Here is a 15,776-nt window from a genome sequence, read left to right as displayed (position 1 = left end):
GGGCCCGCAGCCTTCAGAAACTCCCCAGCACCGAGCCGAGCCCGATGACCGCCACCAGCGCCACCAGGGCACCGACGATAGCAACCATGACGATGTCGAGATAGCTCTGGCGCGGCGTCACCCCGCAGACGGCGAGCAGCGTCACCACCGCGCCGCTGTGCGGTAGGCTGTCCAGCGTGCCCGCGCTCATGACCGCCACCCGGTGGAGCAGCGCCGGCTCGATGCCCAGCGCCCCGGCCCGCTCCAGGAAGACCGGCCCGAGCGCGTCGAGCGCGATGGTGAGCCCGCCCGAGGCGGAGCCGGTGAGCGCGGCCAGGATATTGACCGCCACCGCCAGCGACACCAGCGGCCCGCCATCAATGGAAAGCACCCAGTCGCGCACCAGCGCGAAGGCCGGCAGCGCCGCCACCACCGCGCCGAAGCCGACAAGGCTCGCCACCGAGAAGATCGGCAGCACCGAGGCGTTGGCGCCGGCATCCATGGTCTCGCGCAGTTTTGGCAGGCGGCGCCAGTTGATGACGAGCGTCGCAACGATCGCCACGATCAGCGCCACCGCCACCGACCACACGCCGCTGACCGCCGACAAAGGCACCCCGCCCCAGCGCGGCTCGGCCAGAAAGCCGAAATCGAGGCGCGGCAGCACGAGGAAGGACATCAGCAGATTCACCAGGATCACCAGCCCCAGCGGCAGCGCCGCCAGCACGATGGAGGGGCGCGCCTCGCTCTGGTGGCCATGGGCGATCTCGGCCGGGTCGAATTCGCGCGCCGTGGTCGCCCGCTCGCGCAGCACCGGATCGTCGAGAGCGGCGTTGACCGTCGCGGTGCCATCGCCGAACCCCTCCCCGGCCCGGCGCGCGGCCGCCTCGGCGCGGGCGAGCCACCACAGGCCGAAGCCGAGCATGATGGCGGAGGCGATGATGCCGAGCCCCGGCGCGGCGAAAGGCGTGGTGCCGAAGAACGGCATCGGAATGGCGTTCTGGATCGCCGGCGTGCCGGGCAGCGCCATCATGGTGAAGGTGAAGGTGCCGAGCGCGATCGCCGGCGCCATCAGCCGGCGCGGAATGTCGGCGGCGCGGAACAGCGCCTGCGCCATCGGCGCCAGCACGAACAGCGCCACGAACAGGCTGACGCCGCCATAGGTGACGATGGCCCCGGCCAGCACCACGGCGAGGATGGCGCGCGGCGCCCCCAGCGTCTCAGTCATGAAATCGGCAATGGCGGCGACCGAGCCACTGTCCTCCATCAGCTTGCCGAACAGCGCGCCGAGCAGGAACAGCGGAAAGAACTGGCCGACAAAGCTCGCCGCGCTGCCCATGAAGGTCTGGGTCCAGCTGGCCAGCAGCGGCTCGCCGGACAGCAGGGCGGCGAGCAGCGCCGCCAGCGGCGCCAGCAGCAGCACGCTCCAGCCGCGATAGGCGAACCCGACCAGCAGGCCAAGGCCGAGCAGGATGCCAATGAGGCCCATGGCTCACACCCCTTCGAGCAGCACGTCGAGATCGACCGAGGAACGCTTGCCGATATTGCCGGCATCGACTGCAAGGAAGGCGTCGGCGGCCTTGCGGCCCTCGTCCCGCAGCATGGAGAGGAACTCCCATTCGGCATTGAGCTTCGAGGAATAGCCGAGCGTGTCCATGATCGAGTTGCGCACCAGATGGATGCGCATCCGCGCCCATTGCGCGCCCTCGCAATTGCCGGGATCGGCCACCTGCCGCAGCAGGGCGATCATCCGCAATTCCTTCAGCAGCACCGCGTTGAACGAGACTTCGTTGAGCCGGTTGAGGATTTCCGAGGCGGTGCGGGGCGTGCCGGGGCGCTCCACCGGGTTGATCGGGATCAGGATCGTGTCGTCGGATTCCAGCTCGCGCACCAAAGGCGTCATCGTCGGGTTGCCGGAATAGCCGCCATCCCAATAGCTTTCGCCGTCGACCTCCACCGCCTGGAACAGCGTCGGCAGGCAGGCCGAGGCCATCAGCACTTCGGGCGTGATCTCGGCATTGCGGAACACCCGGCCGCGCCCGGTGCGCACATTGGTGGCGGTGATGAACAGCTTGACCGGCGAGGCGCGCAGCCGCTCGAAGTCGATCGCCTTCTCCAGAATGGCGCGCAGCGGATTGGCGCCGCCCGGATTGAGGTCATAGGGCGAATAGAGCCGCGACATCAGGTCCATGGTGACGAAGAGCGGCGAATGGTCGAGCGTCCAGCGCCCGAGCAGCACGTCGAGCGGGCCGCGCTGGAACGGGCTGAAGCGTGCCGCCTCGGCGACATGCCCCCAATAGGCATCAAGCGCGGCGCGCGCCCCCGCACGCCCGCCGGCGGCAAAGCCATCGGCCAGAACGGCGGCGTTCATCGCCCCGGCGGAGGTGCCGGAAATCCCCTCGATCCGTAGCCAATCCTCTTCCAGCAGCCGGTCGAGCACACCCCAGGTGAAGGCGCCATGCGAGCCGCCGCCCTGCAAAGCGAGATCAATTGGAACCGGCCCGGACCGCGCGGGCGCGGACGCCCCCCCGGGCAAGGGAGCCGCAACCGGCGAGGCTCCGGCGCCTTTGCGGGGCCCGCGCCGAGGCGTCTTCGCGGCGGAGGACGCAGGAGGGGCGGCGGGAGGCAGGACCTTGGAGGGCATTGGCGCACCTTTCGGAACCGGGCGCCCTTACCGTAGCGATGCCGATGCTGCATCGCAACATCGAAGCCGGCTACCCTCCCCGGCTAGGATACCGGGTGCAGCCGGCCCTCGCGCAGCTCCAGAATCCGGTCGAACAGGTCCAGATTCTCCCGCCGATGCGTGACCATCACCAGCGCCGGGCGGGCGTCGAGCGCGGCCAGCTGTTGCAGCAGCCGCCGTTCCGAGGGGAGATCGAGGGCGTTGGTGGCCTCGTCGAGCATCAACAGGCGCGGGCGCCGCAGCAGGGCACGGGCAAGGGCGAGGCGCTGGCGCTCGCCCCCCGACAGGATGGCGCCGCGCTCGCCGATGACGGTGTCGAGCCCGCGCTCCAGCCGCCGCACCAGCGCGTGCGCACCCACCTGTTCCAGCGCCGTCCAGATGGCGTCGTCGTCGCAGGGCGTGTCGCCGGCCACATTGGCGCGCACGCTGTCGCGGAACAGATAGGGTTCCTGCACCACATAGGCGACGTGCTCGCGCCAGGCCGGGGTGGCGACGGCGTCGAGCGCGACGCCCCCAACCAGAACCCCGCCGGCGTCCGGCACCATCAGCCCCGCCAGCACGTCGAGCAGCGTTGTCTTGCCCGACCCCGACGCGCCGCTGATCGCGATCCGCTCGCCGGGGGCGATGACGAGATCGACGCCGGCGACCCCGGCGCCCGCGCCATGAAGCAGGCGCACCGCCCGCAGCTCGATCGGGCCCGGCGCGATCGGCTGCGGCACGCCCGGGATAGCGGCGCCGGCCTGCTCCATCTGCGCATCCAGCGCGGCGACGGCGGCGTAGGCGGGAAGGCTATAGGCGAATTGCTGCAACGCCTGTTGCAGGCTGGCGACCGGGCCGGCGAGCCGGGCGAAGATCAGCACCAGCAGGATCAGCACCGGCGTCGGCACCTGCAGCACCAGCGCGCCGCCCGCCACCACCACGCAGGCGCAGGCGGCCGAGCCGATGGCGAAGACCAGCCGGGTGCGGGCCTGGCGTTCCGTGAAGCGGCGGCGGTTCTCCCGCGCCTCGTGCAGCGTCTGGCGGAACTCGCGCACGAAGCGCTGCTGCAGGTTCTGCGCCAGCGCGGCCTTGAGACCCGACAGGAGATTGCCGATCACCTGCATCTGGTTGAGGCCGGCGCGGGCGAAATCATGCCCCAGCGCCCCGGCCCGCTCCAGGCCGGAAAAGGCGATGGCGGCGAGCGCGACCGCGACCAATAGCGTGCCGGCCAGCGCCGGCGCCATGTAGACCGCCAGCCCGCCCTGCACCAGCACCAGCAGGGCGCCGACCGCGATCTGCACGAAGAAGCGGACCGCCATCGCCAGCCGGACCATTTCCGAGGACAGCACGTTCTGCACCTCGGCATGGCGCAGCGAGGCCAGCGAGGCCCAGCGCGCCGAGGCCAGCCCGCGCATCAGGCGCTCGCGCTGGGCGTCGACGAAATCATCCTCCACCCGCCACAACAGCCGGTCGCGCGCATAAAGGATGAACCCGCGCAGGGTCATCGCCAGCAGGAAGGAGCCGAGCAGGAACAGCAGCAGGTGGTCGGGATTCCAGCCGGCGAACCAGGCCGGCACGACGCCCTCGCGCTCGGTCAGCACCTGCAGCACCGGAATGAGCAGCACCAGCCCGACGCTCTCCACCAGCGCCCCGGCGACGATGACCGCGATGCTGAGCGCGCCCCGGCCGCGGGCGGAATGCGCCAGGGCCCGGAGGAAGGCGGCGAGCAGCGCCGTGTCGACGGGAAGCCTCTTCACGGGCGGGCCACCCTGCGGCCCAGCCGGCCCTTGCCCCCCAGCAGCCGCCAGAGCCAGAGCGGCCCCCGCAGCAGCGGGTACAGAAAATACAGCGCGCGCGGCAGCGGCACGTCCAGCGCGTCCTGGCAGTTGACCGACCAGCGCAGGATCTCCGCCATCACATGGCGGGGACCGCAGGCCAGGGCGTGCAGCATCGGCAGCACCACCACCCGGCGGATGGAGAATTGCGGGTCTTCATCATGCAGGGCGGTGACGCCAAGGCGGCGCATCGCCCGCTGCAGCGGCGCCTCGACCGGACCTGCCAGCGCCGCCGGCACCGGCAGCGCGAACAAATCGCGGCACAGGCCGAAGGCCAGAAGGGCGGCGGGCCCGGCGCCCCTTGTCTCGGCGTGGCGATAGAGGCGCAGCCGCTCCTCTTCCGGCCGCCCCGCCAGCAGCGCGTGCAAGTCCGCCAGCCATTTCAGCCGGAACCAGCCGCTGCGAGCGCCGTGGACGCAGAGATAGGCGAACTCGTCATCGGGATGGAAGCCCCGGATCGGCACGCCGCCCAGGCTCTCGCGCTTGTCCGCGGCCGCCAGAAGCGGCCCGAGCGGCAACAGACGGCGGTTTTCGGTGAGACGCCAATGCGGCTCCAGCTGCACCCCGCGCGCCGGATCGGCCATGACCGCCTCCATCTGGAAGGCGCGCAGCGCGTCGATCTTGGCCGGGGTCAACGGGGCCTTGGGAAAGACCGGCCGGTAGCCCTCGCCGGCGAGAAGGCCGAACGTCGCCGCCAGATCGTCCGGCCGCACCAGGAAATCGATGTCCTTGCCGTGCTTGACACCTATCGAGCCATAGGCCCGCTGGCCGACCAGCGCGCCCTTGAAGAAGACCACCTCGATGCCGGCGGCGTCGAACATCTTCTGCAGGCGTACGGTGGCGGCCACCATGGCGAGGTTGTGTCGGACCAGCCCTCCCGCCTTCTGGGCGATGGACTGGCGCACCGGCTCTGGAACCGCATCCGCGGCGTCTCCACCTACGCGCCCCAGCGCCAGATGGACGAGGCCGGCCACGCGGTGCCGCTCGACCAGGCGGAGGAACGCCTCCCAATCGACACGGCCTGCTGTCGCCGCAGAGTCCGGCGCCCCATGCCGCGCCGCCCGCGCGCACAGCCGCAGCAGCAGCGCAAAGGCTGGGTCGGCTTCGCGCACGGCGTGCCCTGACGTTCCGCTCATTCCCGCCCAATCGCTGCGGGATGCGGGACATCCGCCCCCGCGCCGCATGCGAGCGGTTTCTATCGTCTCGATCCGGTCGCTGTAAAGCCGCGCCGGCTCGCCTTCGGCACCGCCGGCCGCCCGCGCGGGCCCTCTACAGCTTCATGAGGAAATGCAGCGACCTATAGGGCGGCAGGTTGGAGGCATGGTCCGTGACACATCTGATCTCAAGGATGCCCGGGGAAAGGACCTCGAAGAGTTTGCCATCCGCCAACCGCGTGGCCTTGAGCTCGATGTTATGCACGATGGCATGATTGTGGCTGGCGCTTCCGCCCGGCTTGCCAAGACCGAACGAGCCGCCATCCGCCCCGACGGGGAACCTCGCCCGCATGTCCAGAGTACCGTTGCTACCGTCGCACAGGGCCCAGCCGGCGGGGACATCCTTCGGGTCGCCCGACCACATGATGACCGCCCCCTTCGGCAGCGTCCCCGGGCCGGCAATCCCACCCGCCGCCTCGATCGCGCCGGTAACAGCAAGGCCGCCGCCGACTTTCAGGGCACCGCCCACGCTCACGCCGCCGGTCGCGGTCACGGCCTGGGTGACGGCGAGCGGCCCGTTCACGGTGAGCGGGGTGTTGAGCGTGGTCTTGCCCTCGGTGGTGATCTCCAGCGCCGGCTCGCTCTTGCCCTCGCAGGTGAGGTTTAGGTTGCGGCCGTCGACCTGGCTCACCCGGGTCAGGGTCCAATTCGGCGTCACGGTCTGGTCGTTCATGGGGCCGCTCCTGTTGGGATGATCGCGGGATGGGATCGTTTCAGGGCTTCGACCAGACGGGCTTGCCGTCGGCGCCGTCGATTCTGACTTTGCCGTCGTCCGTCACGCGGAGCAGGATGCCGCCCTTTTTGTAGGTGTCCGACGCGAAGGCGACCGCGCCGCTGGCGGTGTACATAACGAAATTGCTGTCAGCCTGCTGGATGGCGGTGTCGCCAACGCTGTCGCTGCCATTTTGCTGCGCCACCCAGAGCCGCCGGGGCTTGAGCGGGTCCAGATTGTCGAGAAGCACCAGCTTTCCCGTCGCCTCGAACAGCAGGGTGTAGCGCGCGGATGGAGAGACCACGCCCTCGCCCCGTTTGAGCGTTTCACCATTGCGCAGGACCGCCCGCATGTTGGGATCGGCGGGAACGACGGCGCCATGCCCGGCATAGATGATGTAGGCCAGCGCATACCAGGGCGGGCGGATGTCGAAGGGTTCGCTCATGCCCTTCGAGCCGACCTCCACGTCCCGCCCGACACTGCGCGACAGCCCATAGGTGTCGCCGTCGATGATTGGTCGCGCGGCGATGAACTGCTTCAGGTTCAGCAGTTCTTCCTTCGGCAGGTTGGCGGCCTTCAGGACGCGGGTGGCGGCGCCGCCGCGATTGTGGACGAGCTTGTAGTCATCGCTGCGCGGATCATGGCCGACGATGAAGCTGCCGCGCAGGTCCGGGACCGGGTCGCCATTGGCCAGCCAGCCGCCGCCATTGCACAGAAGCCAGCCGGCCGGCAGCTTAGCCGGGTCGCCCGACCACAGGAGGATGGCGCCGACCGGCACCGCGCCCAGGCCGGTGAGGCCCTGATCCGCCGCGAGCGTGCCGGTGGCCGTGGCCGAGCCGTTCACCGTCAGCTTGTTGTCCACGGTGAGGCCGGCCCGGGCCGTCGCCGCCGATTCCATGATCACGGCGCCGACCACCGTCAGCGAGGTGTTGAAAGTGGCCTTGCCTTCAGGCGTGATCTCCACCTTCGGGGCGCTGTCGCCGTCGAGGGTCAGGCTCAGATTCTCGCCGTCGATCTGGCTGACCCGGGTCAGCGTCCATCGCGGCGTCACGGTGTCTTCGCTCATCGTCCTGTTCCTTGCCTTGGGACTGCCGAGGGGCGGGCTGCTGTGAAGGGCTCACCGGCTCGGCACCGCGACCGGCTCGACCCGAACCGTGACGCAGGGGTCGGAGCTGACGGTGACATCCCAGCTGCCCTTGCCCTTGTGCGCCTTGGAAACGCTGGTCCTGCCGTCGGCGGACACCCCGATGAGATCGAAGCCGCGATCGGGGTAGAGCAGCTCGTAGGTGCTCACCACCATCGGAACGGAGCGGGTGACGCCCTTCGCGGTGCACTCCACCGTCTCCTGGCCCGCGGCCTTGTCGACCAGCCGGGTGCGCCGGTCGGTCCGCCATTTCAGCGCCTCGCGGCTGCGGACCGTCACCCTGGCGCCGAGCACCAGATAGGGAAGGCTGGCGGCACGCCCGTTCTCGAAATAATCGGCGACGAACAGGCGCGGGCTTTCCACCGGCAGGCTGAGCCTTTCGCCATTGGCCTTCATCAGCCACAGGCGCGGCTCGTTGTCGCCGCGATAGGCGGCGACGCTGCCCTTGCCGCCGGCCTCGCCGAAGGAGCCCGGCTGCCACTCATTGGTCTGCGGGTTGTAGGCCGCCCCTGCCCCGAACGCGACCAGCACGCCACCGACATTGAGCAGCGGCCCGTCCGCCAGCGCGCCGGCCTGAACCTTGCCCAGAGGGCGGGCCGATGTGGGGAAATCGATCTCCACCGCCTCGCGCGCCGCCGCCAGCCGGACCGGGGAGCCGCTGGCCCGGGCCTCGTCCAGCCCCTGGATGCTGGCGGTGCTCGCCTCGTAGCGCGCGGTCGCGCCGGTGATCGCGTTCACCAGGAACAGCGCCGCATTGTCGGCGCCGAAGCCGTCCGCCAGGTACCAGCCATAGCGCGGGCTCAGCTCGTCGGTGGCGAGCGCGGGCTCGGCCCGCCAGCCGGCAGTGCTGGCGCGGATGTCGCCCTCGCCGATCGAGAAGGCCTTGATGGAGGAACGGGGATTGAGATCGGTGGTGCGGTCGCGCGGGCCGATCTGCACCTGCACCATGATCCGCCCGCGCAGCATGCCGATCTGATAGTCCCGCAGTTGCGCGGCGCCGGGGTCGACCGGGCCATCGGCCAGGGTCACCGGATAGCTTGCCAGCTGCTTGGCCGGCGACAGCAGCGTCAGCTCGGCATAGCCGGGGCTGCCGGCGGCCGGCTTCTCGATCTGGACCAGCGCCGCCACCCGCTCGGCGTCGATGGCGCGCACCGCCAGGCACGGGGCCTGCTCGATCGAGGGCCGGCCGGCGGTGGCACCGGGCCCGCCCGCCGCCGGGCGCTCGCCAATGGCAATCGGAACGCGCGCAAAATCCGGGAACGGGTCGTTGACCTTGCCGATGCCGCCCGGTCCGATGCCACCGCCGGCACCGACATCGGACAAAAACAGGCCCTTCTCGCTGCACAGCACCAGCCGGCCGCCGGCGAAGGCCATGCCGTGCAACCGCCCGGTCTCGAGCGAGGAACGCCCGGCGACCTGCCAGCGCTCGACCGCGAAGGAGCGCTCGATGGTTTCCTCGCCATAGTGCAGCCGCACGGCGGTGTCGGCTTCGCCCGGCCGGAGCGGCACGGCGAAGCTCATCTCGCCCGAGGTGGTCTGGCTCGCCGAGGCCCGCAGGCGCTGCAGGCGCCGGTTGCCATCGGCATCGGTCCAGGACAGGACCGCCTCGCGCCGATCGTCGGCCGGCAGTTCGCTGATGTACCAGCGCGCCCGCACCCGGCCGCCGGGCAGCACCGAGGGCGGCGTGAGGGTCAGATTGGCCAGATTCTCGAAGCGCACGACATCGAGCCCCACCGTCCGGGTCACGACGACGCTGGCGGGGCTGTCGGGTCCGCCGGACAGCTCGGCGGTCAGCTGATAGGTGGCGCTCCCCAGCGCCAGCACCTTCTTCGAGCCCGCACACACACCATTGGAGGGCTTGAGGGCCAGCACCGGCTGGCGCACATCGATCGGGCCGCTCAGCGTCGCCTGGACGCAGTCGGCGATGCTCCAGCTCAGGGTGACGGGGGTGCCGATCGCCAGCGCGTTCGGCGCGGCGACATCGACGCCGAACGCGACCTTGGCCTCGGGATCGACCACGGGAGACGGCTGCGCCGGCGCCTCCAGCGGAATGGGCGCGGACAGCGTGTCGATGCTGGCGCCGGCGCTGACCTCCAGCGTCAGGTCCTTGTCGCCCGCGCGCAGCGGCAGGAAGATGCGCAGGGCCGAGCCGACCGGGCTCAGCGGCCCGGCGTCGCTCTGGTTGAGATCGTAGTTGGCGATGCCGATGCGGACTTTCTTCGGATCGGCGGCGTCGCTGCGCATCAGGAACCAGGGCGGGTCGCCCACCGGGTCGCGCAGCACCGCCTTGACCGAGCCGATATCCTGCCAGAGGTCGTCGGACGGGTCGCGGATGAGGTCGTCGGCGAGGCTGTCGCGATCGAGCAGGATCTGCACCACGCGCGGGCCCGGCGGGCCGTCGGCCCCCAGCTGGGGCGGCACGACCAGTTGCAGCGTCGCAGGACTTCCGGGCACCACGCGCGCCTCGATCAGCGGCGGCGGGAGTTGCGCCGGGCTCTGGGCGGTGGCGGGCGCACCGCCAAGGCCGGGAAGGACCGCCAGAAGGGCGGCGGCCAGCAGGGTGGAGAACCTCGTGCGATATGTCATCCCGATCCCCTGTTTCAGGCCTGTGGCACGGTCGTCGCCGACGGCTCGGGCCGGCGCAGGATCAACCAGCCCTCGCCCGCCGAAGGCGGCGCCCCGTCGAAGCGCGGCTCGATGCCGAGCGCCGCCACCGCCGCGACGGCGCCATCGGCCGCGCGCAGTTCCCACGTCCCGCCGGTGCTGGCCGGCGGCGGCAGGACCGGCAGCGCGCCGTGAAACAGCACCGGCCCGACGCCGAAGCCGATCTCCAGCCGGGCCAGCGCCGCCCGCACCTCGTCGGCGGGCAGGCTCACCGCCCGCGCCGGCAGCACGCCGCAGGCGACTTCCACCGAGGCTGTCGGGTCCATGAGCAGCACCAGCTCGCTCGCCGTGGCGAAGCCCGCGCGCGGCGCGGGCGCCCCGTCGAGCCCGGCGAAGGCGGCAAAGGTCAGCCCCTGCGCGTGGCCGACCAGGCCGTCCTGCGGGTCCTGCCGGTTGCCGAGCCGCAGCGGCAGGGCGAGCGCGCGGGCGGCCTCCCCCGGCGCGCCGCGAAAGGACTGCAGCCGCGCCTGAGCGACGACGACCGCCAGCGGCCGGCCGATCAGCATCTGCTCGGGGGCGGCTTCGCGCGCCCGGATGCCGGGGAGCGCCTCCGCCACCATCGCCAGCATCCGCGCCAGCCGGTCGGCGCCCTCGGCCGGGTCCGCCAGCCACGCCACCAGATGGGCGAGCACCGGATCGCCTAGGCCGGTGACGGCGACGGGGGCCGCCTCGGCCAGGCTGTGCCAGACGACGCGCCCAGCCCCGCCCGGCCCGGCGGGCCGCAGCGCCAGCTCGCCCAGCAACCGTCCATCGCCGGCGCAGACAACCAGCGCATGGTCCAGCCGGTTGAGATAGACCCAGCCGCGGATCGGCGCCTGCGGCCCGACGAAGGAAACATCGAGCCGCGCGCCCTCATTCAGGCGGGGCGGCCGGGCGAAGGGGCCGCATTGGGTGTCGTCCACCGCCGCGCCGGGCCGCAGGCGCGAGCGCGGATGCGGCTGCACCCGTGTGCCGGGCCGGGCAACCGGCTCGGCCCATTGGCCAAAATCATCGACGACCCAGAGATGGTCGAGGCGGAACCAGCCGGCCTCAAGCGGGGGCGTCTCGCCCGGCGCGGGAGCGAGCGGCGGCAGCGGCGCGGGCATGGCGATGCGCAGGCCGGCAGCGAGCCGCGCCAGCGCGGTGGTCCCGGCCTGCAGCCGCTCGTCCGTCGCCGGGGTGAGCCAGGGCAGCGCCGCATCGGGCCGGGGCGTCAGCGCCTGGGCGTTGAGGCGGCGCAGGCTCGCCCCCAGCCCCGCCAATGTCTGGCCGACCAGCGGCGCGCGGGTCAGCGTGGCGAAATCGCCATTGTTCAGAGCAGACTCGGCGATCGCGGCGTTGAGCGCGGTGGTCAGGAAGCCGCCATCCATCGGCGCCATCAGGCTGCGGCCCTTCACCGCCACCGGCGCCTCACCTCCGGCCGCCGGCACCCCGTCCGGCTGCCGGTAGTCGTAGTGCAGCGCGCGCTGGCCGGTGGGGAAGGTCCAGTCCTTCAGCCCGGCCGGGCTGGCGTGCCAGCTGACGTTCCAGTCGATATAGAGCGGCGACCAGGGCTGCTGGCCCCAGACCGCGACCAGCGCCTCGGGGAGGACCGCGCTGCCATCGGCGCCGGCCAGGGTGAGCGACCCATCCCCCGCACCCGAGCGGAAGCGCGCCTGCAGCGCGTTCTTCCACCGCTCCCATTCGATCTGCCCGGCAAAGGGCGCGGCGTCGGCAAAGGCCGTGGAAGCGACCGCCTGCTCCATCAGCGCCGCCTCGCGCAGCACGCCAGCGAGGGTGCCGGCCAGGGGCAGCCCCTTGGCGGCGAGGGTTGCCGCCAGCGCGGACAGGGCCTCGGTGGGAAAGGCGGCGCGCTCGGCAACAATGGGCGCGTTGGCGACGAGGCTTGCGGGCGTGCGGCAGGGCAGTTTTTCCGGCAGCGCGCCCCGGCTGCCGCCGGGCAGCCCGGCCAGCATCACCACCGGATCGGCGGCCACCCAGAACGGGGGCTCCGGCGCGGCCTGCAGGCTCCACCCCTTGGGCAGGCCGGCCGTGAGGGCGGCCAGCTCGGCGGCAACAGCGGCGGCGGTGGCCGTTGCCGCTTCCACCGCCCGGGCGAAGGCGTCGAGCTCGGCCTGCAGCCCGGCCAGCGGGTCCGGCTGCGCGCTCAGGCGCAGCGTGCCGGTGCGTACCGCGACAATGCGCTCGCGCCAGGCCATGCGCAGCGCGTTCGCCCGCGCGACCAGCCCGCGCACCTCGTCGTTCAGCGCCGATTGCCGGCCGTTGAGCCGGGCCAGTTCCTGACTCTGCGCGGCGGTCGGCGCCGGGCCCTTGTCCGCCGCGTCGGCGCCCTGCACCAGGGCGTGCAGCACCCCCGCCTCCAGCGAGGTGAAGCCGAGCGGATGGTCGAGCCGCCGGCGGGTGCCGGGATCGAGCCCGGCGGGATCGGCCGCGCCCAGCAGATGCCCCTCCAGCACCGCCCATTTCGGCCGATCCTTCGGCTCGAACTCATCCGTCCACCACTGGTCCGACACCAGCGCGGCCAGCGCCGCCGGCGCCGAGCTGCCGAGCCCCACCTCCAGCCGCGCCTCCGGCGGTGCCAGTCCGCCATGGGCGGGCGGCGATTGCGGGTGGCCGAGCAGCGGCCCGCGATAGCGCTCGCCATCCCAGAAATTGATATGGGCGAGCGCGCCATGGAACAGGCAGGGCCCCGCCGCCTCCGGCAGGCCGGGCGGCGCGGTCCAGCCCAGATGCGCCAGCACGGCGGCGCGATCGGCCGGGCGGCCCGCCGCATCCTTCAGTATCTGCGGCAGGGCCGCCAGCGGGTCGGCGCCGGTGTTGAGATACCATCCGACCACCGCATAGCTGACGGCGGCCAGCGCCAGCCTGCCCTGCCCGTCGCGCAGATCGGCCAGCCCGTCGTGCCAGGACAGGATATTGCGGTTCTCCGCCAGCGAGGTGGAGAAGGTGGGCGAGCCGGTCCAAGGTGTGCCGAGCGCGGTGAGCGTGGTGTGCGCCATCTGCGCCAGTTGCGCGGCATCATACGCTTCCATCGTTCGGGCGACCCCGACCGGCGTCGCCGCCAGTTCCGGCGGCGCGGCGGCGCTCTTGCCGGGTCGCGCCACCGGCAGGCTGGCCGAGGTGGCGTCGCCGGGATAGGCCGAGCCGTCGATCACCCAGGCCTTGAGCTCGACCTCGCGGCGGGAGGCCGCGCGCCGCACGAGGCGCATAATCAGCCACTGGTCCGGCAAGGCGGGAAAGTTCAGGCTGTTCTCGGCCAGCGATTTTCGCAGGCCGGCGGGGACGAGCCAGCGCAGATAGACCCCGCGATCGGCGGCCTTGGGACGCTCGCTCTCGCGCAGCGCCAGCCGCCCCCCCGCCTCTGGCACCGCGCCGAGAAAGGGCGTGAGCTTGGGATCGACAAGGGTACGCAGGCCGGAGACATAATTGGCGCGCGTCGCCTTCCAGCGCAGCGAGGCGCCACGTTCGGCGGTGTGGCGCGCCAGCAGCAGCTCGCCGCCCGGGCCGGCATCGGCCTCGATCACCAGCGCGTCGAGCTGGATCGGCACCAGCAGCGGGGTGGCCGCCTTCGCGGCCGTTTCGGCAGCGCTCACCGGGCGATCTCCCAAACAACGTCCTGGATGCTGCCGCTGCTCAGGCAGCCGGCGGCAAAGGCGGCGGCGGAAAGCGGGTCGGGCGGCGGCGCGGACGCCTCGGCGGGGGTGAGGCGGGCGAGGCCGTTCGCGCTCTCCGCCCGCAGCCGCGCCAGCGGGCTGAACAGGCCGCGCGCATCCGGCTCCGGCACGTCGGCGCGCGGCTCCGGCAGGCGGAAGGCCAGCCCCTCGGGCGGCTCCTTGAGCGTCAGCCGGACGATCTGGCCCTCGGCGATGCCCAGCAGCACATCCGGCGCCAGCCGCTCCAGCCGCAGCGGACGGGCGCTCTCCGGCGCCGAGGTGACGACCGTCTCCAGCCCCGGCCAGTCCGCCACCAGGGTCGAGCGCAGCAGGAAGCCGGTGCGCGGCCGGTCGAGCAGCTCGCCCTTCGGATCAAGTTCGGCCGCCGGGCCCGCCGCGCAGCGCTCCAGGATCCGCGACAGCAGGCGGCGCATGGGTGGGCCGGCGCGGGTAGCCGCGCGGGTGGCGCTGCCGCTGAGGCTGAGCGCGCCATTGGCCAGCGCCAGCAGCCAGTTGGCGTCGAGATGGAAGAATCGCAGGCTGGAGACGGGAAGCAGCGCCTCGCCCGCCACCAGATAGGGGAAGGGCACGCCGTCCAGCAGCATCAGGCCCTTGAGCCAGTCGATCATCTTCAGGGCGGCGTGGAAGCCGTCGGGCGGCTCGGTGTCGGCGGCGGGAGACGGGGCGGGCGCGCCCCATTCCCGCCGGATCGCCAGCAGGTGGTTGCGCATGAAGATGTCGAGCCGGAACGCCACTTCGCGTGGGCCGGCATCCTCGGTGATGAAGGCCCTTGTGGCGGCGAGGAAGCTCGGCGAGGCCAGCGCCATCAGCCGCCCCAGCTGCCAGGCGGCGGCATAGGACAGGGTGAGCGCGTCGTCCTCGGGCGAGACGATCAGCGCGGCGTCGGCATGGGCGAACTCATCCACCGGCAGCGGCGCCACCGGCGCCGGGGCGAAGGGCCCGCGATACCAGGCCAGCCGCGCCGCGCCCTCGCCCCTTCGGCAGGGCATCGGCGTGTGGCCACAGGCAAGCGGGCGGGCCAGCGTTTCCGGCGTGCCGGGCGGGCTGTGCGTGCGCAGCGTGTCGGCGGCGAGGCGTCGGGCAAGTCCGGAAAAGCTGTGCGGAAAGGCGGGATCATGGGTGAAGCGCCAGCGCGCCAGAACCACCAGCCGCAGACGGCCCGGCCCTTCCGGCAGCGTGCCCTCGACCAGTTCCTCCCAGCCCTCCAGCGACACCAGAAAGGCGAGATTGGCGCCGGGCGCGGCAACCCGGCGGGCGCATATGACAGGGAATTCGCCGGCCCCGTGCATCGCCGCGCGCGGCTTGTCGCCCATCTCGACCTGGCGCATATGCGCCAGCAGCGGCAGGTCGGCCGCCGACGGGCACAGGGCGCGGGCGAGATCGCGCTCCAGGTCGAGCACGCTGACGCGCTGAGTGCCGGCGTCATTGTCCGGCTCCGGGTCGAGCCTGGGCAGCAGCACCGCGCCGTCGGCGCTGCGGCGGCCGGCCGCGACCAGCGCCTCGGGCGCGACCAGCTGCACCGCCGCCTCGCCGCCCTGCGCCTGGAACTCGGCCTCGGTGAGCAGGAAAAGCGCCATCCACGGCAGGCGTGCCGTTCCGCCCAGCGCCAGCTCCCGCTCCCAGGGCAAGGCGCGCTTGCGCAGGACGATCGAGGGGACATGGCGCTCGAAATCGCCCATCGCCCCGGCCGAGGGGTAGCGGGCATGGATGTCGTTCTCGTCGAGGAAGACGCGCGGCCCGCGCACGAGGAAGGCCTCGTCGCGGTAATAATGGTGCGCCTTCGCCGTCCCGTCCGGGTCGGGATAGGTCAGCGACTGCTGCACCAGCACGCGGTGGCTGCCGGCGGTGAGGGCCGGGAGGTAGGCATCGTAGAGGCCGACCTTGAGTGCGTCGGGCGGGGAGCCGGCATTCGGCAT

General features: G+C 72.1%; 9 protein-coding genes. All 9 read right to left on the bottom strand.

What is annotated here, in order from left to right:
* Window positions 1–13 precede the first annotated feature (13 nt).
* On the bottom strand, window positions 14–1,465 hold the full coding sequence (locus BLO63_RS00360) for a GntP family permease (protein ID WP_091435787.1): 1,452 nt from the start codon (window positions 1,463–1,465) through the stop codon (window positions 14–16).
* 3 nt (window positions 1,466–1,468) lie between these two features.
* Window positions 1,469–2,455, bottom strand: a complete 987-nt coding sequence (locus BLO63_RS00355) for a patatin-like phospholipase family protein (protein ID WP_091435785.1) — start codon at window positions 2,453–2,455, stop codon at window positions 1,469–1,471.
* A 248-nt stretch (window positions 2,456–2,703) separates the two neighbouring features.
* The gene (locus BLO63_RS00350) at window positions 2,704–4,395 is read right to left on the bottom strand and encodes an ATP-binding cassette domain-containing protein (RefSeq protein ID WP_091435783.1); all 1,692 of its coding nucleotides are present in this window, start codon (window positions 4,393–4,395) and stop codon (window positions 2,704–2,706) included.
* Window positions 4,392–5,609, bottom strand: coding sequence for a nucleotidyltransferase domain-containing protein (locus BLO63_RS00345; RefSeq protein WP_244517533.1), 1,218 nt, complete (start codon window positions 5,607–5,609; stop codon window positions 4,392–4,394). Before BLO63_RS00345 ends, BLO63_RS00350 begins: the two co-directional genes overlap by 4 nt.
* A 133-nt stretch (window positions 5,610–5,742) precedes the next feature.
* Window positions 5,743–6,360 (bottom strand): phage tail protein, encoded by a 618-nt coding sequence (locus tag BLO63_RS00340; protein ID WP_091435779.1) that lies wholly within the window; start codon window positions 6,358–6,360, stop codon window positions 5,743–5,745.
* 40 nt (window positions 6,361–6,400) lie between these two features.
* Complete coding sequence (locus BLO63_RS00335) at window positions 6,401–7,465, bottom strand: hypothetical protein (protein ID WP_091435777.1); 1,065 nt, start codon at window positions 7,463–7,465, stop codon at window positions 6,401–6,403.
* 51 nt (window positions 7,466–7,516) lie between these two features.
* Window positions 7,517–10,129 carry a hypothetical protein gene (locus BLO63_RS00330; protein ID WP_091435776.1) on the bottom strand — a complete coding sequence of 871 codons (2,613 nt, stop codon included), beginning with the start codon at window positions 10,127–10,129 and terminating at the stop codon, window positions 7,517–7,519.
* A gap of 14 nt (window positions 10,130–10,143) precedes the next feature.
* Window positions 10,144–13,779 (bottom strand): hypothetical protein, encoded by a 3,636-nt coding sequence (locus BLO63_RS00325; protein ID WP_091435774.1) that lies wholly within the window; start codon window positions 13,777–13,779, stop codon window positions 10,144–10,146.
* Entirely contained in the window at window positions 13,776–15,776 is a 2,001-nt protein-coding gene (locus tag BLO63_RS00320) for a hypothetical protein (protein WP_091435772.1), read from the bottom strand. Before BLO63_RS00320 ends, BLO63_RS00325 begins: the two co-directional genes overlap by 4 nt.

The organism is Ancylobacter rudongensis (assembly GCF_900100155.1).
GTDB classification, from domain to species: Bacteria; Pseudomonadota; Alphaproteobacteria; order Rhizobiales; family Xanthobacteraceae; genus Ancylobacter; species Ancylobacter rudongensis.
The sequence above is the reverse complement of the archived record's forward strand: the minus strand, read 5'-3'. Positions and strand labels throughout refer to the sequence as shown.